27 protein-coding genes are annotated in these 20,802 nt (G+C 47.8%); 11 read left to right on the top strand and 16 right to left on the bottom strand.

The window, feature by feature from the left end; translation table 11 throughout:
• The first annotated feature begins 11 nt into the window (after positions 1 to 11).
• Together ACRPK8_RS07270 and ACRPK8_RS07265 are read left to right on the top strand one after the other, a co-directional pair.
• Positions 12 to 728 (top strand): ABC transporter ATP-binding protein, encoded by a 717-nt coding sequence (locus ACRPK8_RS07270; RefSeq protein ID WP_432237607.1) that lies wholly within the window; start codon positions 12 to 14, stop codon positions 726 to 728.
• On the top strand, positions 728 to 1,756 hold the full coding sequence (locus tag ACRPK8_RS07265) for an ABC transporter permease (RefSeq protein WP_432237606.1): 1,029 nt from the start codon (positions 728 to 730) through the stop codon (positions 1,754 to 1,756). Before ACRPK8_RS07270 ends, ACRPK8_RS07265 begins: the two co-directional genes overlap by 1 nt.
• Here ACRPK8_RS07265 and ACRPK8_RS07260 read toward each other — a convergent pair whose 3' ends face one another.
• On the bottom strand, positions 1,757 to 2,449 hold the full coding sequence (locus tag ACRPK8_RS07260; RefSeq protein ID WP_432237605.1) for a hypothetical protein: 693 nt from the start codon (positions 2,447 to 2,449) through the stop codon (positions 1,757 to 1,759).
• A 94-nt stretch (positions 2,450 to 2,543) separates the two neighbouring features.
• Here ACRPK8_RS07260 and ACRPK8_RS07255 point away from each other — a divergent pair, with 94 nt between their 5' ends.
• Positions 2,544 to 2,888, top strand: coding sequence for a DUF2200 family protein (locus tag ACRPK8_RS07255; protein WP_432237604.1), 345 nt, complete (start codon positions 2,544 to 2,546; stop codon positions 2,886 to 2,888).
• 12 nt (positions 2,889 to 2,900) lie between these two features.
• Positions 2,901 to 3,071 carry a hypothetical protein gene (locus ACRPK8_RS07250; RefSeq protein WP_432237603.1) on the top strand — a complete coding sequence of 57 codons (171 nt, stop codon included), beginning with the start codon at positions 2,901 to 2,903 and terminating at the stop codon, positions 3,069 to 3,071.
• A gap of 139 nt (positions 3,072 to 3,210) precedes the next feature.
• On the opposite strand, the gene ACRPK8_RS07245 is transcribed toward ACRPK8_RS07250, so the two are convergent.
• The 5 genes from ACRPK8_RS07245 to ACRPK8_RS07225 all read right to left on the bottom strand — a co-directional run bounded on the left by ACRPK8_RS07245 (position 3,211) and on the right by ACRPK8_RS07225 (position 6,507).
• Positions 3,211 to 3,753, bottom strand: a complete 543-nt coding sequence (locus tag ACRPK8_RS07245; protein WP_432237602.1) for an NADPH-dependent FMN reductase — start codon at positions 3,751 to 3,753, stop codon at positions 3,211 to 3,213.
• 45 nt (positions 3,754 to 3,798) lie between these two features.
• Positions 3,799 to 4,782: a ring-cleaving dioxygenase gene (locus tag ACRPK8_RS07240; protein WP_214860083.1), complete on the bottom strand. Its 984-nt coding sequence runs from the start codon at positions 4,780 to 4,782 to the stop codon at positions 3,799 to 3,801.
• Between the two features lie 59 nt (positions 4,783 to 4,841).
• Positions 4,842 to 5,276 carry a MarR family winged helix-turn-helix transcriptional regulator gene (locus ACRPK8_RS07235; RefSeq protein ID WP_432237601.1) on the bottom strand — a complete coding sequence of 145 codons (435 nt, stop codon included), beginning with the start codon at positions 5,274 to 5,276 and terminating at the stop codon, positions 4,842 to 4,844.
• Positions 5,277 to 5,412: 136 nt separating this feature from the next.
• Complete coding sequence (locus ACRPK8_RS07230) at positions 5,413 to 6,036, bottom strand: Type 1 glutamine amidotransferase-like domain-containing protein (RefSeq protein WP_432237600.1); 624 nt, start codon at positions 6,034 to 6,036, stop codon at positions 5,413 to 5,415.
• A 45-nt stretch (positions 6,037 to 6,081) separates the two neighbouring features.
• Positions 6,082 to 6,507: an Lrp/AsnC family transcriptional regulator gene (locus ACRPK8_RS07225; protein ID WP_432237599.1), complete on the bottom strand. Its 426-nt coding sequence runs from the start codon at positions 6,505 to 6,507 to the stop codon at positions 6,082 to 6,084.
• Positions 6,508 to 6,644: 137 nt separating this feature from the next.
• Here ACRPK8_RS07225 and ACRPK8_RS07220 point away from each other — a divergent pair, with 137 nt between their 5' ends.
• The gene (locus tag ACRPK8_RS07220; RefSeq protein ID WP_432237598.1) at positions 6,645 to 6,803 is read left to right on the top strand and encodes a DUF1272 domain-containing protein; all 159 of its coding nucleotides are present in this window, start codon (positions 6,645 to 6,647) and stop codon (positions 6,801 to 6,803) included.
• A gap of 251 nt (positions 6,804 to 7,054) precedes the next feature.
• Here the strand turns inward: ACRPK8_RS07220 and ACRPK8_RS07215 are convergent, their stop codons facing one another.
• Both ACRPK8_RS07215 and ACRPK8_RS07210 read right to left on the bottom strand, forming a co-directional pair.
• A complete protein-coding gene (locus ACRPK8_RS07215; protein ID WP_432237597.1) occupies positions 7,055 to 7,519 on the bottom strand; it encodes a DUF4188 domain-containing protein in 465 nt (154 codons plus the stop codon).
• Between the two features lies 1 nt (position 7,520).
• Positions 7,521 to 8,057 (bottom strand): PadR family transcriptional regulator, encoded by a 537-nt coding sequence (locus tag ACRPK8_RS07210; RefSeq protein WP_075642403.1) that lies wholly within the window; start codon positions 8,055 to 8,057, stop codon positions 7,521 to 7,523.
• Between the two features lie 147 nt (positions 8,058 to 8,204).
• Between ACRPK8_RS07210 and ACRPK8_RS07205 the strand changes: the two genes are divergently transcribed.
• The gene (locus tag ACRPK8_RS07205) at positions 8,205 to 8,477 is read left to right on the top strand and encodes a hypothetical protein (protein ID WP_432237596.1); all 273 of its coding nucleotides are present in this window, start codon (positions 8,205 to 8,207) and stop codon (positions 8,475 to 8,477) included.
• Positions 8,478 to 8,482: 5 nt separating this feature from the next.
• Here ACRPK8_RS07205 and ACRPK8_RS07200 read toward each other — a convergent pair whose 3' ends face one another.
• Together ACRPK8_RS07200 and ACRPK8_RS07195 are read right to left on the bottom strand one after the other, a co-directional pair.
• Complete coding sequence (locus tag ACRPK8_RS07200; protein ID WP_432237595.1) at positions 8,483 to 9,055, bottom strand: histidine phosphatase family protein; 573 nt, start codon at positions 9,053 to 9,055, stop codon at positions 8,483 to 8,485.
• Entirely contained in the window at positions 9,037 to 9,699 is a 663-nt protein-coding gene (locus ACRPK8_RS07195; protein WP_432237594.1) for a Type 1 glutamine amidotransferase-like domain-containing protein, read from the bottom strand. The genes ACRPK8_RS07200 and ACRPK8_RS07195 overlap by 19 nt, the downstream gene beginning before the upstream one ends.
• 156 nt (positions 9,700 to 9,855) lie before the next feature.
• On the opposite strand from ACRPK8_RS07195, the gene ACRPK8_RS07190 reads away from it, so the two are divergent.
• On the top strand, positions 9,856 to 10,575 hold the full coding sequence (locus ACRPK8_RS07190) for a hypothetical protein (RefSeq protein ID WP_432237593.1): 720 nt from the start codon (positions 9,856 to 9,858) through the stop codon (positions 10,573 to 10,575).
• Positions 10,576 to 10,585: 10 nt separating this feature from the next.
• The gene (locus tag ACRPK8_RS07185; protein ID WP_432237592.1) at positions 10,586 to 11,290 is read left to right on the top strand and encodes an AAA family ATPase; all 705 of its coding nucleotides are present in this window, start codon (positions 10,586 to 10,588) and stop codon (positions 11,288 to 11,290) included.
• 81 nt (positions 11,291 to 11,371) lie between these two features.
• On the opposite strand, the gene ACRPK8_RS07180 is transcribed toward ACRPK8_RS07185, so the two are convergent.
• The 4 genes from ACRPK8_RS07180 to ACRPK8_RS07165 all read right to left on the bottom strand — a co-directional run bounded on the left by ACRPK8_RS07180 (position 11,372) and on the right by ACRPK8_RS07165 (position 13,999).
• A complete protein-coding gene (locus ACRPK8_RS07180) occupies positions 11,372 to 11,785 on the bottom strand; it encodes an SRPBCC family protein (protein ID WP_432237591.1) in 414 nt (137 codons plus the stop codon).
• Between the two features lie 73 nt (positions 11,786 to 11,858).
• Positions 11,859 to 12,089, bottom strand: a complete 231-nt coding sequence (locus ACRPK8_RS07175) for a hypothetical protein (protein ID WP_432237590.1) — start codon at positions 12,087 to 12,089, stop codon at positions 11,859 to 11,861.
• A gap of 2 nt (positions 12,090 to 12,091) precedes the next feature.
• On the bottom strand, positions 12,092 to 13,372 hold the full coding sequence (locus ACRPK8_RS07170; protein ID WP_432237589.1) for a right-handed parallel beta-helix repeat-containing protein: 1,281 nt from the start codon (positions 13,370 to 13,372) through the stop codon (positions 12,092 to 12,094).
• A gap of 12 nt (positions 13,373 to 13,384) precedes the next feature.
• Positions 13,385 to 13,999: a histidine phosphatase family protein gene (locus ACRPK8_RS07165; protein WP_432237588.1), complete on the bottom strand. Its 615-nt coding sequence runs from the start codon at positions 13,997 to 13,999 to the stop codon at positions 13,385 to 13,387.
• Positions 14,000 to 14,143: 144 nt separating this feature from the next.
• Here ACRPK8_RS07165 and ACRPK8_RS07160 point away from each other — a divergent pair, with 144 nt between their 5' ends.
• Complete coding sequence (locus ACRPK8_RS07160; protein ID WP_432237587.1) at positions 14,144 to 15,019, top strand: alpha/beta hydrolase; 876 nt, start codon at positions 14,144 to 14,146, stop codon at positions 15,017 to 15,019.
• A gap of 185 nt (positions 15,020 to 15,204) precedes the next feature.
• On the opposite strand, the gene ACRPK8_RS07155 is transcribed toward ACRPK8_RS07160, so the two are convergent.
• Positions 15,205 to 15,675 (bottom strand): nucleotidyltransferase family protein, encoded by a 471-nt coding sequence (locus ACRPK8_RS07155; protein ID WP_432237586.1) that lies wholly within the window; start codon positions 15,673 to 15,675, stop codon positions 15,205 to 15,207.
• 233 nt (positions 15,676 to 15,908) lie between these two features.
• Between ACRPK8_RS07155 and ACRPK8_RS07150 the strand changes: the two genes are divergently transcribed.
• Both ACRPK8_RS07150 and ACRPK8_RS07145 read left to right on the top strand, forming a co-directional pair.
• Positions 15,909 to 16,496 carry a hypothetical protein gene (locus ACRPK8_RS07150; protein ID WP_432237585.1) on the top strand — a complete coding sequence of 196 codons (588 nt, stop codon included), beginning with the start codon at positions 15,909 to 15,911 and terminating at the stop codon, positions 16,494 to 16,496.
• Between the two features lie 59 nt (positions 16,497 to 16,555).
• A complete protein-coding gene (locus tag ACRPK8_RS07145; RefSeq protein ID WP_432237584.1) occupies positions 16,556 to 19,795 on the top strand; it encodes an FtsX-like permease family protein in 3,240 nt (1,079 codons plus the stop codon).
• 57 nt (positions 19,796 to 19,852) lie between these two features.
• On the opposite strand, the gene ACRPK8_RS07140 is transcribed toward ACRPK8_RS07145, so the two are convergent.
• Positions 19,853 to 20,776, bottom strand: coding sequence for a DMT family transporter (locus tag ACRPK8_RS07140; RefSeq protein ID WP_432237583.1), 924 nt, complete (start codon positions 20,774 to 20,776; stop codon positions 19,853 to 19,855).
• Between the last annotated feature and the right edge of the window lie 26 nt (positions 20,777 to 20,802).

Below are 20,802 nucleotides of genomic sequence, written 5' to 3'. Positions count from 1 at the left end.
GGGAGAATACGATGGATTTACGACTGAACGGTGTATCAAAATCGTTTCATCAACAGAACGTCCTCCAACAGATTGATCTTTTGATTCCGTCCGGTGAGATTTGTGGGTTACTTGGTCCGTCAGGTTCTGGTAAGACGACACTGATTCGTTTGATGATTGGTGCGATCCAGGCAGACGCAGGTTCGATTCAGATTGGTGACACTTCGATTCCAAGCTTCAAGATGTTATCGGAGATTGGTTTCATGCCACAAAACGATGCTTTGTATGAAGATTTATCGGGTCTTGCGAATCTGCAATTTTTCGGTTCTTTATACAACATGTCCCGTCAGGATTTAGCAAAACGTATCGAAGAAGTGTTAACACTCGTCGATTTAACGAATGATCAAAAAAAGCTCGTTCGCCATTATTCCGGCGGGATGAAGAAACGATTGTCCCTCGCCATCTCAATCTTGCATCGTCCGACCGTCTTATTCCTGGATGAGCCGACCGTCGGGATTGATCCCGTATTACGCCGCCAGATTTGGAATCAATTCCAAGCGATTCGTGCGCAAGGTACGACGATTGTCGTCTCGACCCACGTCATGGATGAAATCAATGAATGTGACCGGGCAGCATTGATCTATAACGGTCGGATCATCGCCTACGATCCGCTCGACCGTTTGTTCGCACAGACTGAAAACGGTCAGGTCGAGGAACTATTCCTGCTCGCTGGAAAGGACGTGACGTGATGTGGCAACTCGCACGACGGGTCATCCGTCAAACGTTGAACGATAAACGAAGCGTCGGACTGATTTTACTTGCTCCGTTATTAATCTTTACCTTGATCTATTTTTTGCTCGGAAACGATGACTACACGCCTGTCGTCGCCATCAGTCAAGATGTACCGGCTCCGGTCTCACAAGCGATTGAAAAACAAGATCTGTCGATTAAAACGTATAACGGCAGCGATGCTGACGCCTACCTCAAGGACCATGAAACGGTCGACGTCGTCTTAGACATGAAAGATAACCAGCTATCGTTGAACCTCCGCGAACCTTCAACGAAAAGTTCAAAGGCACTACGCGAGATTCAAGCTGGACTGGCATCCCTGCAACCGACGATGCAACTTGAGTCGAACTATCTCTATGGTGATGTCGATCAATCGACGTTTGACGCGCTTGGTTTCGTCTTTTTATCCTTGTTCTCGTTCTTTTTCGTCTTTATCTTATCGGCAATGGCACTCGTCAAAGAACGCAGTGGTGGCACGCTCGAGCGGTTAATGATGACACCGATTCGCCAAACCGACGTCATCTTCGGCTATACGCTCGGTTATAGCGTCTTCGCCTCCATCCAGGCGATTCTAGTCGTCCTGTACGCGACGACCGTTCTTGACTTACCGTCTGAAGGTTCGATCATCTGGGTCTTCCTGACGATGCTCGGACTTGCCGTCGTCGCGGTCTTGTTCGGAGCAACGATTTCGATCTTCGCCCAGTCTGAATTACAAGTCGTCCAGTTAATTCCCTTTACAATCATTCCACAGATTTTCTTCTCCGGCTTGATTCCGCTTGATTTGATCCCGTACGGACTCGGAAACATCGGATACATCACCCCGATCTTCTACGGAGCGAGCGCGATCAAGGAAGTACTCGTATACGGCAACGGGTGGTCGAGCATCTGGCCGTACTGGCTTGGACTATTCCTTTATGGGACCGCCTTGTTCCTGTTGAACATGCTCGCCCTCAACAAGTATCGCGGACACCAAAAAAGACACGGCTGATTACACGAGCCGTGTCTGACTTTGCTTAAGCTGTTCGAGGAAAGCAGTCCGTCGAGAGGGATTGAGTGTCTGTTCTGCTACGTCGGCATAGCGAACGAGCTGATAGATTTCATGCGGGACTGTGACTTCTAAGCGTGTTAACCACTCCGTCAGCGTTTCATATGTCCGTCGCTGCTGCGCTGGAGCAAGTGACCGATTGAACGTACGCACTGCTTCGCGAATTTTTGAATCAAGCATACTGTCTTTAGATGAGGACTGGACTTCAGGAGTGAGCGGAAGCGATAGAGCGGTTCGCTTTGGTTGATGCCTTGATGGAAATGACCACTGCATGCGGTTGAATCGTTGTCGATGATACAGATAGAAGATGATCACCAAAGCGATAATCCAAGGAATCACACGTGCGATTTGATTGATTGCATCCGTCCATGATCCCTTTCCCACTTCAACAACAGGTTTCTTATCCGGCTCTTTCCGATATCCTTTGTGCCCATTTTTTGAAGAGCTCAGTGCCTTTGTGATCAAATCTTTTTTCGCATAGATGACTTTTTTAGTCGGTAAAATTGTGCTCGGGACATGTACCCAGTTTCCCGTCGACTGATCGATCGGAGGATCAACCCATGCCTGATACGACAGTTTTACACCCACGACGCCTAAAAATAGCACTAGGCACGTCAAAAAAGTCATTCCAATCATTCGACGTCTCATTTCATCCTGCACCTCCAAAACGAATTAAAATCCGTGACACAAGACCCTTTACCATATGTTACCATGAAAGGAGGCGATTCAGATGAGTTACGAAAAAGTATTTCAAATGCCGATGTTGCAGCTGTATCAGGTATACCGTCAAAAAGTCGAGCGCAAGCAACGGACACAAGACGAACTCGATGACGTGCTGTTTTGGTTGACCGGACACACGAAATCCACTCTTGAACAAGCCATACAAACCCAAACCGTCGCAGCCTTTTTCGAGCACGCACCCGATTTGAACGAACGCCGCTTTTTAGTTACTGGCATCATCTGCGGGATTCGAGTCGAGAACCTAACGGATCCTCACATCCGTAACATCCGCATTCTCGATAAACTCGTCGATGAACTGGCAAAAGGAAAAGCATTATCTAAGATTTTACGATAAGGAGGAATGCTGATGTCTACCCTACTCAGTACACTGGCGATCCTCATCATGGTGACCAGTGTAGCTTATTTCATCGTCTATCAGGTGAAACAAAATAAAGGAACCCATCGTTCACCCGTCTACCGTCTCGTCTTTAGTGGTCTGTTGGTCGGCTTGATGGTCAGTTATTTTTTGTTGACGTGAGTCGAGATTTTTAAGTTTTAATTTAAACAATAAAATCATTAATACAGTATTTGAAATAATAAGAAATAGACGCGAATAACGGTGAACGACTAACCCCCTCATGTCCGTTCGACATGAGGGGGTTTTCTTATGAAAAGATTTAGCGGATCGTTTTTAACGACGTTGCCCACGGAATGACTTGATCGAGCATCTGGTTGACCGATGTTTCTTGAACGGCTGCCGCCTTTAGGACCGATCCGTTCTCGAAATCCGTGAACAAGGATAACGCCGGATGCACCCGGACATCGGCAATCAATAATTCACCGAGGATGCCGCGCAGGTGTTCTGCTGCCCGCGCTCCACCAACGGAACCGTAAGAGACGATCCCTGCCGCTTTATTGTTCCACTCGACGCGGAGATAATCGAGCGCATTCTTAAGTGACGCTGCGATTGAATGGTTATATTCCTGGACAATGAAGACGAATCCGTCTTGCGCCGCGACATCCTTCGACCAAGCAGCAGCACCTGACGCATCGCCGTCTTTTTCACCAAGGAGTGGTAATTTATAGTCGGCGATATCAAGAATCGTATAGTTCGCATCCCCCCGTTGATCGGCGAGTTGTTTGACCCAGTTCCCGACTTGTGGGCTGATGCGTCCTTCACGTGTGGACCCTAAGATGATACCAATGTTTAATTTCTCCATTTTCATTTCCTCCTCTAATTTAGATGCTGTCAGCTTACTTTTCTTTTAAAGATATTCTTTTTCGATGTTGCGCGTGCTCCGGACCGTATCGATCGGACGGACCATTTGTTCGATCTGTGCCCGTTGCGGCTCAAGGAATGGGGGTAACGACAATTTCTCCCCGACCGTTTCGTATGGCTCGTCCCCCATGAAACCAGGACCATCCGTTGCCCACTCGAACAAGACACCGCGCGCGACACGAGCATAAAGGGACTCGAAGAAGAAACGATCGACGTAACCGGATGTGTTGAAGCGAAGCTGTTGCATCCGCTCAATCCATTCCTGTAAGGCAGCCGTATCTTCAACGCGGAAGGCGACGTGGTGCACCGTTCCGAATCCTTGACGTCCGCTCGGCAGGACGACGTTGTGCTCGACGATGACTTGGGCACCGTTTCCGCCTTCACCCATCTCGAACAAGTGCAGTGAACCTGCTTGATCGACTTCACGCATCAACATCGCTTGTTCAAGTACCGCTTTTAAGTTGTCGAATTCCGCAATCCGGATGTGGATTGGACCGAGTCCCGTGATCGCGAACTCGAGGGGTACCGGACCGTTTTGCCACGGTGTGCCGGAAGCGACACCTTGATTATGCTCGTCAGAGATCAACATGTATTGTTGCTCATCGAAATCGACGAACGAGAGCGTCTGCTTGCCGAATTGTTCTTTGATGCCACGGTGTTTGACGTCGTATTTGTCAAAGCGTTTAATCCAGTATTCGAGTGCCGCATCCGTCGGGACACGGAACGCTGTCTTGAAGATTTCATTCGTTCCGTGTGATCCCTTTTGAATACCAGGGAAATCAAAGAACGTCATATCCGTACCGGCAGATCCTTTATCATCAGCAAAGAATAAATGGTACGTCTGAATGTCATCCTGATTGACGGTCTTCTTGACCAATCGCATTCCTAAGACGTTCGTAAAGAAGTCATAGTTTTTCTCGGCACTACTCGTAATCGCCGTCACGTGGTGGATTCCTTTTAATTCATTCATGAAAAATCGCTCCTTTAATGGTTATTATCTCGAATTCGAGATATCAGTCTAAAAAAATTTTATTGTTTTTTTGCTTGATAGCCGATCGTTTTGGCTGTCTCGATGAATGCTTCGAGATCTGACGGGGCTATTTCTTGAAATACCTGATTGATCGCTTGCTCGTGCTCCGGAAAAATCGTTTCCATCAATTGTTCCCCTTCAGGTGTCAGTTCCGCAAATGTCACGCGCCGATCTTCTGGACATGCTTTGCGGAAAACGTAATTCTTCTTTTCGAGCTTATCGATGACATAGGTGATGCTACTGCTCGTGATCAAGACTTTTTTCCCGATCAATTGAATCGGTTGCCTGCCCCTGTGAAACAGCAACTCAAGAACCGAAAAATCCGTCGGGTTCAAACCCCATTGCGCAACATCCTTCTTGATGACTTCATGTATCGCATCAACTGCGCGCACCATGACTGTCAATGCTTTCAAGTTCGGATTCGGTGGAGTCATTTCGTTCACCTCTTTTGTATCTTTAATTCATATATCTTTAATTCGAGATAAATATACCATCCCGATTTTTGTTCGTCAACTGTTTTGAATTACTTTAAATGACGGTGAACACTCTAGATGTACAAAGCGTTCATCATCATTTAGAGCCAAGCACGTATCCTTCTCCTAATAGATAATGATCTGTATCAGATTGAATATACGCTGTATCGTCAGGTAATCCGATGGCGTGATTCATTTGAGACAGGCATTCCTGAAAACGGGTTGCCCGTTTTTCCTGGTTCAAGTGCGGACAGAGACAACCGCTCAGCCAGCCTTGTCCTGTATCCAGGCAATAGTCCGTTCCGTCATCACTCGTACGGATCCCGTATTCCATCGCATAGATTGCTCCAGCGCTGACACCGACGTACCATGTTCCGTGCTTGACGGCTTGCTTGATCAATCCATCCATGCCTTTTAAAGCAAGCGTCTGAACGAGTAACGGATAATTGCCACCGCCGACATAAAGAATGTCGGCACGTTCTATTAATTGTCGTTGTGTCGCTATGGATTGTACGTCGTCAAACAGCGTGACGATCGAGACGGTCGCTCCAAGTGCTTCATATGTATCTCGAAACTGTTGTTGGTATAGCGATTCATCCCGACTTGCCGTCGGCAGGAAGACAATCTGTGGCGCGTGTTTCGTCAGTTGAAAGACATGTCGATTGATACATTGATGCGACGGTGCAATCAGTTGTCCGCCCCCGATTAGCATGAGGTTCATCTTTTTTCTCCTTTAAAACTCCTTATTAGAAACGTGTTGCCTCCATCATACCGTATATCCCGTGAACGGCACTGGCGTCGACAATCGAATCCAGGTCGACGGTTTGCCGTAAATCGATGCGTCATCGAGAAAACATTCCAGTGTTGCAACGGACGCGGTTTGCAACTTGACCATGAAGTTATAGCTACCGGTCAGCCGGTGACACTCGACGACTTCCGGATGTCCTTTACAAAATTCAATCAAGCCTGCGCAGCGTGTCTCTTCGAACATAACGATCGCGAGTAACCCTTGCGCGAGTGCTTCTGGATTAATGACAGCGCGGAATCCTTCGATGATTCCCGCGTCCTCCATTTTTCGGACCCGTTCGATGACGGCAGGTGCCGATAACCCGATCTGTCGTCCGAGTTCCGACCACGGAATCCGTGCATCGTCTTGCAGAATCCGGACGATCTGTTGATCAATTTGGTCCATTTTTCATCTCCCTTTCGAATTAAAACCACTTTCTTCAAATTAATATGGAATCAAAGGAAAAAATAGCCTTTTCCTTTGTTCTGCTTCTGTGTTCATCGAATAGTATTTCTTATACTACTAACAAGGAGGTGATACATATGGAATCAACCTGTGTCCGGTGTCAAGAAACGATTGAAACGACGGTCTATCAGTGCTCGCACGCTTGTACGTTTTGCGAACCGTGTACAAAAACGCTTGATCATATTTGCCAAAACTGTGGGGAGATACTCGAACCCGCAACGCCAGTAGCGACATAAAAAGGGATTGACTCAAAAAAGAATGACTCGTCTTTTCACGCCCTTTCCTCAGGCGAGACACAAGCCAGTTTTCCTGCTTCGTTCAAGCAGGAAAGCGGGTCTTGTTTGTCTCTGACAGCGCAAAATGCGCTTTTTCCTGTAGGAGTGGCGTGTAATGAGCCATTCTTTTTACGAGATAAGGGTGCCAGATCATCATTCTGCCACCCTTATCTGTGTAAAAACTGACTTTTGAGTCAGCCCCTTTTGTCTATTTAGATTGTCTCTTGCGTCTGCCGCTCGGCTAAGCGCCCTTTTGCCTGTTCCTGATGCGGTTTGATTGCCGACTCGCCCAGTGCTTTTGCAAGACCTCGGGTCGGAAGATTGACATACATCGACTCATAATTGCTGACTTCGAACGTCTCATGGAAGATCCCGACCGCTTCTGATGCCCGTGCTTTCTGATTGAATCGTTTCCACGCCGTCAAATGACGCGAACCATGGGCATATGCCATCAACTCTTCCGTCGAGCGCCAGTACTGGATCAACGTCACGGAACGCCAACCGACAAGCGACTCATGCGAAATCAATCCGACATCGTTTGCATAACACTCTTGCAGCATCGGTCCCATCGCCTGGACTGTCGGCAACCATTGCCGGACGGAACGCAAGCGATTGATTCGTAAACCGATGATGAACACGACGACATCTTTGTTCGGAGTCGCAATGATCCGTTTCATGTCAATTTCCTCCTTCAAGGGTCTCAAGGGAAGCGTCACACCAATCGAGTAACGCCCGTGTCTTTCGAATGCCATAATCAAGCGTCAGTAACCAATAGACGGCATCATTCGAGTCCGGATAAGAACGAATCATCGCATCGATCGCTTGATACGTCTCAAGCCGTTCTTCGAGCAAACGCGCATGCTCCTGAATTTTCTGCAAGGTGACTTCTTTTGAAGCATGGCGGGCAAAATAAAGCTTTAACAATAAGTCGTTTCGTTGTACCGGCAGTTCGACGGACGGTTCAGCGACCCAACGTTCGAGTTCCGCATGCCCGTTTTCCGTCAGGGCAAATTGTTTTCGCTCCCCATCCGTGACCTCTTCCACGATCAACCCTTCCGCTTCTAACCGTTTCAGTGTCGGGTAGACTTGTCCGAAACTGATTTTCCAAAAGTGATTCAAACTCGTATCGATTGTGTGTTTCATCTCATACCCGGACGTACAGCCACTGGCGAGAAGTCCGAGAATCGCGTAACGCGTCATATTTTCTTTTGGCATCGGTCCCTCCTATATCTAAAAGATACTATCTTTTAGATATAGTTCCCGTTCATGCAAAAGACAAACTGGAAATGTACTGGATGAAGCAGGAATTTACGTTTTAAGTCCGAATTCTTGTTCACATACTTCATTAAAAGGAGTTTTCATATGACATACGCTGAAGCTTCTATCTTCTTTAGTTTGCTCGGTCTGCTCATCGCCTATATGGTTTTCCCACCGCTCAACTGGTCGTTCGGACCGAACTCGATGCTTACGATCCCAATCGGACTTGTTATTTATCTGTTTGGAATCGGACTCGGGATCGTCGCCATCAAACGACGCGAATCGGGAATCCTCAAATTTGTCAGTCTCGCCTGTGCCGTTCCGCTTGGTGTGTTACTACTGCTCTTTCTCGGTTTCATCTTCAGCGGGCAGATTTAATCATTTTACAATAGTTGTTCATGAGACGTTTTCCCGCCTGCATCGAATGTCAGCCGGTGAATTGCTGGACTCGACATGGCATCTAACCAGTCGTTCGCCGCTCGCCCAGTATATTTTTCAAGAACTAACGACAATACAAGTCCATGTGTCGCGACAACCACTTGTTGATTCGGATGCATGTCACGTAGCTTTTCGATGGTTACTACAGCACGATCAAGTGCCATACGATTCGATTCTCCACCAACTTCTGAGTAATCAACGTCTAGAAATGACTGTCTCACTACTTCCTCGAGTCGCTCAGACGTTAATCGTGCATCGATTGGTTGAAACAGTCGTTCTTGAAATGAAGCCGTCATGACCTGCATGTATCGTTGATTCGCAAGCGGTCGGACGGAATCAACCGCCCGCCGCATCGGACTCGAGTAAATGGCGTCAATCGGCATCGCTTTAAAGAACGCTACGAGTTCCTGCGCTTGCAGTTGACCTGCATCCGTCAAGCCTCGTTCCTGGTCACTCCCCGTTTTGACCGATTCACAATGGCGGACGAAATAAATTACCGTCACCGTAATTGGAGCCATTGCCCTTCAGAAATCACGTCCATCTTTCCTTCTTCGATGCGGATCGCCGTATCATCATCGATCGCATAAGCCGGATTCTGAAGTGCCGTTGCCCAGTCTTTTGCCGCCTGTAGATGATTTCCCGGTAACTGCGGATGGTCGAGATGCGGGAAAATCGAGAAGTCGACGAAACCAAGTGTTTCATCTGTCTGGTCAGCCGAGCTACGCCAATTGATGAACTCCACGCCAATTCTTGGTGTCAAAATCATACTACCTGCGCTCATTCCGACATAGACTCCTGTCAAATTGGGCAATAAGCGATCAAAACCAGATTCAACAAACCAGTGATGCAAAAATAACGGATCACCACCATTGACAAGAATGACATCCGCTTGTTCGACGGCCGGTTGCCAAATAGCCGGATCTAGCACCGAAACGGCTGACAATTCCAACAGACCGACTGACTTCCAGCCTAAACCGACCATCGGTGCCTCATCTTTACCTTGAATGAAGTTGGTAGCAAGGGTTGCTCCGTTTTGTAACGCATAGGATGCTGTCGTGATCGCAATCGCCCGGCATTCATCAATCGGTTTTCCGAGCATCTCACGCAAAGCTTGATGAATCGATTCATTTTTTACCCCACCAGAAGTTAATAAATATTTCATTTTAGACCCTCCTCTTAAAAAATACAATATTTGTTTATTTATGTTATTATTATCTGTATTAACAACCAACAGCACATAGAATTTTCATTCATTTTTTTACGTAATTACAAACATGAACAATCACCGATCATTTCATTTAACGAACTGGAGGTACATATGCATTCAATTCCTAGCTACTTCGTACTCTATTTCAAGATCATGCTGACGGATAAAATCCCGGTCTTCTGGTCGTTGATTTTCCCACTGATCCTTGCCTTCGTCTTTGGATCACGACTCGACTTTACAGAGAGTCGTTTTCTATCCTTTCTCGCTCTTTTTTGGGGCTACATCCTTCTCTCGATTTATGTGAACAGCATCGGTCTTCAACTTGCTCGAATGCGGGAGTATGGATTGATGAAGACCTATATCATGATTTCCGGGAGTAAGATGGGCTGCATTCTGGCACTCGTTCTCGTGCAGCTCGTATTTGCGACAATCAGTTTGACGATCTTTACAACGATCCTGATGCTCGTATTCGGTTTTTTCTCGCTTTCGACATTATCGATGGCTTATCTCGTCTTGATCCTCAGTATCCCGTTTGCCTTAGCAAGCATTGCCTTGACGATGCTCCCGGCGAAGATTTCGAGCATGGCGACATTACTGAATATCGTCATGTATCCGTTATTCTTGTTCGCTAATAGCCAGCCTGATCGCTGGTACAGTTATATCAATCCGTTTTATAGCATAAAAGCAGTAGGAACATCTGTCATTCCTCTTTCGACGACAATGAACGCTACACCTTCCTTGCTGCTGGTAAGCGTGATGTTACTTATTTATCTCATTCTCGGGATATTCGCCATCACACGGTTTAATCCCATGTCTTTACTGACCCGATAGGAGGATTCAGATGCACGTCCAACACATCCGCTTCAACTATCCGAAATCACCCGACCTGTTACACGACGTCTCCTTTTCACTCGTTCCGGGTAAGCTGAACGTCTTGATTGGAATGAATGGCGCCGGGAAAACGACACTGTTTGATTGTATGACCGGTGCTTTACCAATCGCATCCGGATCACTTGACCTCCCCGCCGTTGCAGATATTCTTTACCTCACACAATTCATCTATTATTCAGATGAACTAAAAGGTAAAGACGTCGCCGTTTTCGTCGGTCGACTCGCCCGCTTGAAAGAGTATCGTAAGCAAGAGACCTATATGTATCACCTGCAACAGCCTCGTGAACGTGAATTGTTTGTTCACCTTTGGGAGATGAAAATCGGCAAGATGTCCGCCGGCGAAAAGAAATGGCTCTTCGTCACACTTTTGACGACAGTACCACGTTCGCTCTACATTTTTGACGAGCCGACGAGCGGCGTTGATCCGGCAACCCGCCTCCATATCATGCGACGATTCGAACAGATGACGGCAAACGGTCAAACCTGTCTCTTTTCGACGCATCAATTGCACGATTTATTGCATACCGATGCCCACGTCATCTTCCTTCATCAAGGTCGTATCCTGTACGAAGGTGACTTCAAGGAGTGGTTGAATCGCTTCGAGACGACAGACCCGGACGTTGCGTTCGTTCAGATGTTAGAATTAGCAGGTTGATGGAAATCACAAAAAAACCGGTCATCATGTTCGTCTTCCTAATCGGAACACGAGAACATGATGGACGGTTTTTTGGTAAGTTCATTTTTTCGACTCCGCATACGCCTTGAAACGATCAAGGATTGCCTGCCAACCCGCTTGTTGCATCTCAGGCGGGTTCATCGTTTCCGCATCAAATGTCTCGACTACTTCTGTTTGTTCTCCATTTTTTGAGAAGTCGATCGTTACTTGACGACCATCCTCGAGGACATAAGCAATGCGTTCGTAAGGAACGATTGTCTCGTATGTACCCGTGAAATCAAATCCCATGCTCCCGTCTTTTGCTTCCATGCGGTTCGTGAATTGACCGCCGACCGTCAAATCATTCTCTGACGCTGTCGTATGCCAATCGTCAGACGCCGCATTCCAGCGTTTGATGTCTTCTGGTTCATTCCACATTTCCCACACCGTCTCGACCGGACGGTCAATCACGGCTTGAATCGTCAGTTTCGTCATCACCATTCCTCCTTTTAATTCAACTACCCTCCCCTTTTCGAGAATCCTTATCCAAATTCCTTGTGTCGATTCATTAATTCGGTGGAGACTTCGGACTTTTTGTTTTCCATACTATAAATAAAAGAATCGCTGGAATAAGACAAATGATCACGTCTTGAATCGTCGGTAGATGAAACGCTCGGCTTGTTAAAAAACGAACGCCTTCGATCGTCCAAACCGTTAGTACAAAGGCGGTTAACGCTCCGAGCCGCCAGTATCTCGGAATCCGGATCCAGTAAGCGAGGAGTCGCTCCGATTTCTTCATCCTCATTCCACCTTTCGAACCGCTCTCAGGAAGCTTTGTTCCGTTTTATAGGAGGTGTCGCGCCACATGAAGCGTTTCGTATGCTTGAACGTATTCTGTTCGAACTGGTTCCCGGAACTTGTCTTGAAGTAATGGGCGATACTTAGCGGACCGTCGAACGTGTTCCCGACGATCTTATTGTCCCGGACATCATGTTGGACGAGCAATTGCCCACCTTCGAGTCCTTTCGTATCATTGCCGATCAGCTGATTTTGTTCGATTCGGACCTGTTTTGTTCCACCGCGTTTCGTATCATAACCACCGATTGCAATACCGGTGTACACATTGCGTCGTACATCGTTTTGACGAACGATGATGTCTTCTGCGTAACGTCCGGCATGTTCACTCGTCACTTCAATTCCGATATCACTCGCTTCAACGCGATTCTTCTCAATCGTTAAATCTTTTCCACCATCGACGTAGATACCTGCTGCGTTGTATTCCTTCCCATAAGCAGGATTTCCGTAGCTCGACGTCCGGTAGACACGATTTTCCGACACGACTCCTTCACGGACGTAGTCATCTTTCTTCGACCGGGCGATTCCTTCATGACCGATCAAATCAATCCCGATGTTGTCGTTATCCCGCAAGACATTCTTCGTCACATAAAAATCTTTGACGTTTCCGTTTAAGACGAGGGCTTCGCTCGCACCGAGACGGTTCTGTTCGACCCGGTTGCCGGTGACAATCAAGTTTCGAATTGCTCCCGTTCCGTAGACAGCGATTCCGTGTGCATTCCCGTCTTTCGCGAGCGTCTTGATTTGGCGGACCGTATTGTTCTTCAACGTGATGTGAGATCCTGACCCTGTAATCAGAATCCCGATTGGTGTTGCGTCCGCTCGTTTCGACTGAACGTCTTCGATTGTCAGCCCTTGAATCGTCACGTATGTTCGATCCTTGATTTGGATGATTGGTAAGGTTGCGTCCCGATCTTTGATTTTTTCCCCACTTAAGATGACCCGTTCGCCTTGATAGTTTTTGAAGGTGATTGGTTGCTGTTTTGTTCCACTATATCTAACGTTCATCGCTTCATGATACGTTCCTTTTCGCAAGTAAACGGTCGTTCCGGCAGTCGCTTTTTGAGTCGCCTGTCGGATTGTTTTAAACGGATGCTGCAGCGTTCCCGCATTGTCATCATCCCCGCCCGGTGCGACATAGAACGATTTTGCCGTCGATTCAGCCTCATCACTCGTTGATGCACAACCGACGAGCAGGACGGTTGCTACTAACCAGTTCCCCTTCATGATTTCCTCCTTTTATCGCGTTTCGACGTGCGACATGTCGGCCACGACTTGAATCAGTGCTTCTCCATCCTGATATGCAACGATCGTCAAACTCGTTCCATGAATGAACGGTGGGTCCCATAACGTCGCGAACGGTTTTTGCTGGAGATGCGTCAGCAAAATATTCAGGAAGATGCCATGTGTGACGATCAAGATGTTTTCGTGTTCCGCATGGACAGCAAGTCGTTCCAAAAACGAAAGAATGCGCTCGCGGACGTCGTCAAACGACTCTCCGGATTCCGGTATGTATGCGTGTGGTGTTTGCCAAAATGCCGTATGGGCAAGAGGATGTGCCATTTCAATTTCCGCTGCCGTTCGACCTTCCCAAGTTCCCATATGCATTTCTTTTAGCCGTTCGTCGATCGTGACTGGAATCGACGGATCAAGATTCATCATCCGAACCGTTTCTTGAACGCGCCCAATCGGACTGACGTACAGGTGGTCAAAAGGAACGTCACGTAAGCGGTGACCCAAATCCCGCGCATTTTGTCTGCCTTTTTCTGTTAAGGGGGAGTCTTTAAAGCCTTGCATCCGTTTTTCTAAGTTCCATTCCGTCTCGCCATGCCGTGTAAGATAGAGTGTTGGCATTTAAATCATCCTCTCGATTTATCTTTCTCTAAAAAGTGTATCAAACTCTTACTGCTTTTTCCTGTAACTAGCGGAAAACGATCCGAAACGTGAAATCGAGTGATCCGTTCGGTATGATCAAGGTATACATAAAGGAGGAATTCGATGAATCGCCAAGAGATGCTTGACCTTGCCAAACAGATCCGTTCAGAAGAGGAGCGACCATACATCCTGCCGCCATATCCACCGCAAGCTGTCACGACTACGCTACAGGTGCCGACGTCCATCGGCGACGTGCGTGTGTTACTCCACTCGCCACTCGGTGAAACGGAAACGTTACCCGGATTCATCAGTTTTCATGGTGGCGGTTTCATCACCGGGACGCCTGAGATGGATGAACCGTGGAATCTATTTCTCGCTGAGACCGTCAATTGTCATGTGCTCAATATCGAGTATCCATTAGCACCGGAGCACCCTTTCCCGATTCCGGTCCACGTCGCCTACGAAGTCGTCCAGTGGATTTTTAAGCAGTCCGATACGCTTCATCTCAATCCTTCACGGATCGCGATCGGCGGTCATAGTGCCGGTGGCAATCTCGCGACGACAATCTCTTTATGGAATGCTGAACAGGCAAGTCCCCTACCGCTCATCGCCCAAATCCTGGATTATCCTCCACTTGATCTCGCGACGGATCCCGCGGACAAACCGCACTTTGAGGAGGGGATTCCGGTCGAGCTGGCACGACAGTTTAATGCGATGTACATCTCGCGAGCTGAAGATGTCTACCATCACCTCGCTTCGCCACTCTATGCAGCTCAACTCGAAGCGTTACCACAGACGCTTGTCCTGACGGCTGAGCACGACTCACTGGCGCAGGAAGCTCGGCAGTACGCGAAACGACTTCAAGCAGCAGGCATCGCTGTTGAGCATCAGGAATTCGCAGGACAACCTCACGCCTTTACGCATCATGGAGATGCAGACGTTGCACTTCAAGCTTGGCAACATATGGCGCATTACCTTAAAACGGTCTATCGTTCGTAATCAAAAGGGGGACGTCTGACAGAGACGTCCCTTTCGTATGTTCAGCTTGCTCAACTGCTTATTCCGTCAGAAGCGCATCAACCGGCTTTTCCGCTGTGCATCCGCTGATACAGAGAAGTCCCCCCATTAAAAGAGGGAGCACTTTTTGATAACGGATTCGTTTCATCGCATACACCCCATCCTTTTCATGAACGTATTTGTAGACTCGGGTCATCGTTCCATCCTTTATCGTGCACACGTTGTTTGAATATGGCGTGACGGTCGGTACCTGAGCGAAAAGCGGGTGTCGGTCGAATGATCCGTTCGGCATAGTCTTCGGCTCCGTAGGGAAGAAACAGTTCGAAGTCCGGTCGTTTCGTCACGCCGATTGCCGTGACCGTCTCCGGAAATTGTGCAATCGCCTCCCGTGCTGATGGATAAGGCGGCAAATCGTTAACGATTTGCATGCGGGCTTGATTTTTCACTGACCAGGGGTGGTTCGAGAACTTCCGTAAACACGATTCGTAGTATTTCTCTGTGTCCTCGGATTGATCATCCCGGTCAAAGTAAACGACATCGACATCCGATGGAACGCCTACATTCCAAATCATCGAACGCAAGACGCCGGCGCATATCCACCAGTCAGGCAGTTGCAATCGTTCAACCAGTAAGAGCATCTGCTGCAGCTCCGTGTTTTCTCGTAATCGTTGTTCGATTTGTAATTGATGGATTGTAATTCCTCCTTTTTTTGTCCTTTGCTACCTCTTTATTCAGTTTACCTGATTTCATCATACAGGTAATGATTTCCTGAATTTTATTCCATTTTATGCCTCAACGCTTGTATAAATACATTATAAATAGTATATTTTGGTTAAATATTCTGAAAATTACATCAAAAAGGAGTGTTTGTATGTTACGTTCACGTAAAGTATTGCCTGTTGCTCTTGCTACTGCGGTTTTACTTGGAGGGGCCGGTCTCTATTGGTCGTCTCATCAAGAAAAAGTCGTACAGGTTTCTTCCGAAACGAAGCTTGCCGGGGTCAATGAATCGAAGGAAGACCGTATTCTTTCGATTGACGAACTGATGGAACAAGGAACCGTCAAGACCTATCCTGGTGATCCTAAGCTGAAGAAAGAAACGTTCCGCGCAGAAGCACTCCTTACCTCTCCGCCAAAAGAGTTGAAATTAAAAGAGGAAGCAGGCTACCGTTATATCACCGTTCCGCTCGTTCTGCATGACAAATCGGATGATTTTGGTGCATACAGCGTCTATAAACCGAATCTGTTTGTTCTCAATGATGGTAAGGGCAACGAATATGATGTCGTTGATTACGTCAGTCATAATCCAAAAGCTTGGAAGAATACGCATCAATATTATTCTCCTAATCGCGCTCAAATCGATCTCGTCTATAAAGTACCGGAAGAATCAAAGACGTTCGTCCTATTCGCCTCTTCCGACGCATTCCCGAAAACACATACGATTAAGATTGAGCTGTGAGGTGTCGCGCTTGCATGATTGTGCAGGCGCTTTTTACATAGAAAAGGATGAGAAGGGAAGTGCTGATCATATTACGATTCATTTGGAATTCGTGGTGGCGCAATAAGGAACGATTCATTTTATTACTCGTCGGTGTCCTCGTCGTCAGTACCGGTCTGAGTTATTTGATCGGAACGACACAAGCAAATAACGGAACGGTCGTCGACGAACTGCAAAAACGTTGGAAGTCTTCCTACGATATCGTCGTACGTCCACCGAATAGCCGAAGTGTGACGGAAGACCTCAAACTACTCGAACCGAACTATATGAGTGGTCTCGATGGCGGTATCACGATGAAACAATATAAGACGATCCAAGATATCACGGACGTCGAGGTCGCAGCCCCGATTGCGATGATCGGAAACCACTTGACAACTGCACCTGTTGGTACGCATCGGTTTGACGATTACGGTGTCTATAAGCTGACGATCACCGATAAACAGAACACCGGTCTGACCGTCGAAAAGTACTCTACCGTTAATTATCTCGCTGCCGGTTGGACACCGGATGAAAATGCAACACGCTCCGGCGTCTCTCCTGCTGTTTTGGGTGAAGATCCGTTACTTGAATTCGGGAGCGATACGATGGTTGCCGGAATTGACCCCGAAGCAGAAGCCCGCTTGATCGGACTCGATGATGCGACGGTCAGCGGAAAACATAGTCGTTACTTCGACAAACAAGATATAGCAAACGTCGTCGATCCGGAACTCGGAACGGTTGAGATGCCCATTTTGATGAACGAACGGGAATATGTCGATGCGTCACGGACGTATACGTATGAGAAATTAGATCTCCCGCTTATCAATGACTCGATTCAAGAGACGATTCAAGATGTGACGAAGCGTGGTGGCGAAAAGTTTTTAAAGACGCTACAGACGACTGACGATCCTGCAAAAACGTATTCAGTCACCACGCAGGACGTTCAGAAAACTTTGCTAAAACAGATTATGACGGACTCGTTTCCTGAGCTGCCGTCAGGAAATTCCGAATGGCTGATCCTCAAACCGTCACCGATCAGTTACCAGACGATTTCAAGCCCTTTTGCGTCGCGCTGGCCGTTTAGTTATCAGGTTGAGCCGAAAAAAGTCGATCCGGATTCATTACTTGCGAAACGAACGATGTACCGGGAAGCACGCATGTTCGGGAAAACGAGTGACGATTGGCCACGGATCCGTTTGAACTATATCGGCGTCTTCAATCCGAAGAAATTGAATTTATCGAAGGATCCGTTGACAGAACTACCGATGGAGACCTACTTCCCTGCAAAGGCACAATGGGTCATGGATAAGAAGGATCATCCGGTTAATCCCGTCAAGGATGTCAAACCGACGAATGATCCGTATGACTTCCTGACGAAACCCCCTTCGATGTTGACGACGCTCGATGCCGCTTTCAAGATTCGCGGCGAAAAAGCAATCTCTGTCATTCGGGTCAATGTCAAAGGCGTCGATCAGATGAATGCAGCGAGTGAGCAAAAGCTCCAAGACGTCGCGAAAGAAATTGAGGAGAAAACCGGTCTGATCACGGACATCACACTGGGTTCCTCTCCGCAGCTCGCTTTGACGTACTTGCCAGGACTCGAAAAACAATCGGCCCTCGGGTGGGTCCAGCAACCGTGGATTAAGCTCGGTTCTTCGATGACGATTTTCCAGGAAGCGAAGGTCGGCATGTCGGGTGTCATCGCTAGCGTCATCGCGGTTGCGCTCGTCTATGTCTTTAGTTCAAATATCATTCTGCTCTATGCACGAAAAAAGGAATTCGCGATTCTGTTGTCTCTCGGCTGGCGTCCGCGTCAACTTTCGAAATTACTGTTCCTTGAAGCGACGCTACTCGGATCTCTCGTAGCGTTAATCGCCTGGTCGATTCTCGGTACGTTCTGGTTAACGACTGATCATCCGATCGCCTTGGGACGAATTCTATTCATTGGTCTTGCTGGTCTACTCATTTACTGGGGTGGGACGCTCGTTCCGATGGCGTTGATCCGTAGAATCAAACCATATGAGAGCATGCGTTCTGGTGAAGTGTCTCGTTCGCGGCGATTCGTTCGGTCACAATCCATTTTTGGTATGAGCATGAATCAACTCTTCACGTATTGGCAACGAACGCTCCTTTCGATCATTGCGATCGCCTTACCGACGAGTCTGTTCATCTTCTTCCTCTTCGTGACATTCCGCTTGAAAGGGGTGCTCTATGCGACGTGGCTCGGTGAATATGTCGCCTTGGAAGTCGGTACGATGCATTATGTCGCGATGGGGGTTGCCCTATTGATTGCCATCTTGACGACGACAGAAATCCTTTGGCAAAACGTCAATGAACGTCGCAGTCAACTTGCTGTTTTAAAAGCGACCGGTTGGCAAGACAGGTTGATTCGACGCCTCGTCTTATTAGAAGGTGTGCTGACAGGGTTACTCGCCGGAATCGTCGGTCTTCTCTTTGCCCTAGTGATGATTTGGCAAGTCTACCGTCAATTCCCGACGACGGAACTCGGTTTCTTGTCTGCAACGATTCTAATTCCCTTGCTGACAGGAATCATCGGTGCAATTTTACCAGCACAGCGCGCTGTCCGCATCGTTCCAAACGCGGCAATCAGTAACATAAGCGTCAACTCTAAGGAAACAGAACGTCGTTTTAAACTAGCACTCTCATCCATCGGAGCTGTGTTATTCATCGGTGTCCTCTCGCTTTTCTTATTCGCGACGAATGAGGATCCGGTTGAACAAACACCAACAGCGAAAGCTCCAAAAGTCGTCACGACGGGAAGTAAGATTTCTGATGGTCTAACCGGTTCAAAACGTCAGCTTGAAGCGACGAAAAAAGAATCTTCCGGGGTGATTGAAGAAACGATGGCGAAAGGAACGATCAAGACGTTCCCGGGAGATCCTGCTTTAAAAAATACGAGTTTTTGGATCGGAAAGTTGTTGAAGCAACCGCCTGCTTCTCTTAAATTAAAAGAAAAAGAGGGCTATCAGTATATTACGGTACCGACGTTTTATCAGGACATCCATTACCTTGAGGCTGGTGAAGAGAGCTACTACTATCCGAATCGTTTCCAACTGACCGGTGTCAGCGGTATCTACGAACCGATTGATTATGAAAATAAGAATGAGAAAACCTGGAAGCAGGGCATCAAGTACGTCGCACCAGGCAAGTCACACGTCAATCTCGTCTATCAGGTCCCAGCAGACGAAACGGAATTCGTTTTGTTCGTATCGGGAGACATTTTCGCAAAGACGATTACAGTTAAGATCAACGTAAATTAAGCTTAAAACAGACCGTCTTACGCGTAAATACAACTACGCGCGAGACGGTCTGTTTGTTTAGAGACGGATCAGGACGATACCACCGAGCATGACGAGCAGACTGACGATTTGCACACCCGTGACCGGTTGTTTTTTTGCACCGAACCAGCCGAAACGGTCAATCAAAAGACTTCCGGTCAATAAACCAATCGTGACGATGACGACGGCGAGTCCTGTCCCGACAAGTGGAACGATGAAGGCATTGCCGGCAACGAACAGTGCTCCGATCAACCCGCCGATCCAAATCCAGGCAGGAAGCGGTTGCGTCCGGTCGAATTGCCACTTCGTCCGCAAGAGCAGATTCAACAGCAGCAGTGTGATGACGCCGATGACGAACGAGATCAATGCGCCTTTCACGGCTGAACCAAGAACCGTTCCGAGATGACCGTTGATGGCTGTTTGGGCAGCACTCATCATACCGGTCAGAATTCCGAGGATACGCCAGACGAATAACGAATCCGCTTGAGCCTCCAGATGGTTCTGATGGCGCCGCGCCAAATAGTCACCGAGCGCAACCGTTCCGACGACACCGAGTAACACAAGCACTGCTCCGATCATCCGCGTCAGCGAAAGAGGTGTGACGTTTGCTTTAAACAATCCGAAGTGATCAATCAACAATCCCATGATGACTTGACCAAAAATCGGCATGATGACTGTTTGGACACCGCCGAGTCGTGGAAACAGCAGGATGTTCCCGGTCAAATAAATGACACCGAGTACACCGCCGCCCCAGATCCAAAACGGTTCGTCTGCCGCTGTCGCAAGACCCGTCACATTACCATCGACGAGAAGGACGAGGATAAAAAGAAAGAGTGAACCGATAGTGAACGAAATCAGCGAGGCAAGAAACGGTGACCCAACGACACCCCGGAGCCGTGTATTGACACTCGTTTGAACCGGTACGAGCAGACCGATGATACATCCAATGATGATGGCAAGCATACAATGGCCTCCTTTTTCATGTGCCC

It is taken from the genome of Exiguobacterium sp. TDN 0502 (genome assembly GCF_050846835.1).
Taxonomy (GTDB): domain Bacteria; phylum Bacillota; class Bacilli; order Exiguobacteriales; family Exiguobacteriaceae; genus Exiguobacterium_A.
The sequence above is the reverse complement of the archived record's forward strand: the minus strand, read 5'-3'. Positions and strand labels throughout refer to the sequence as shown.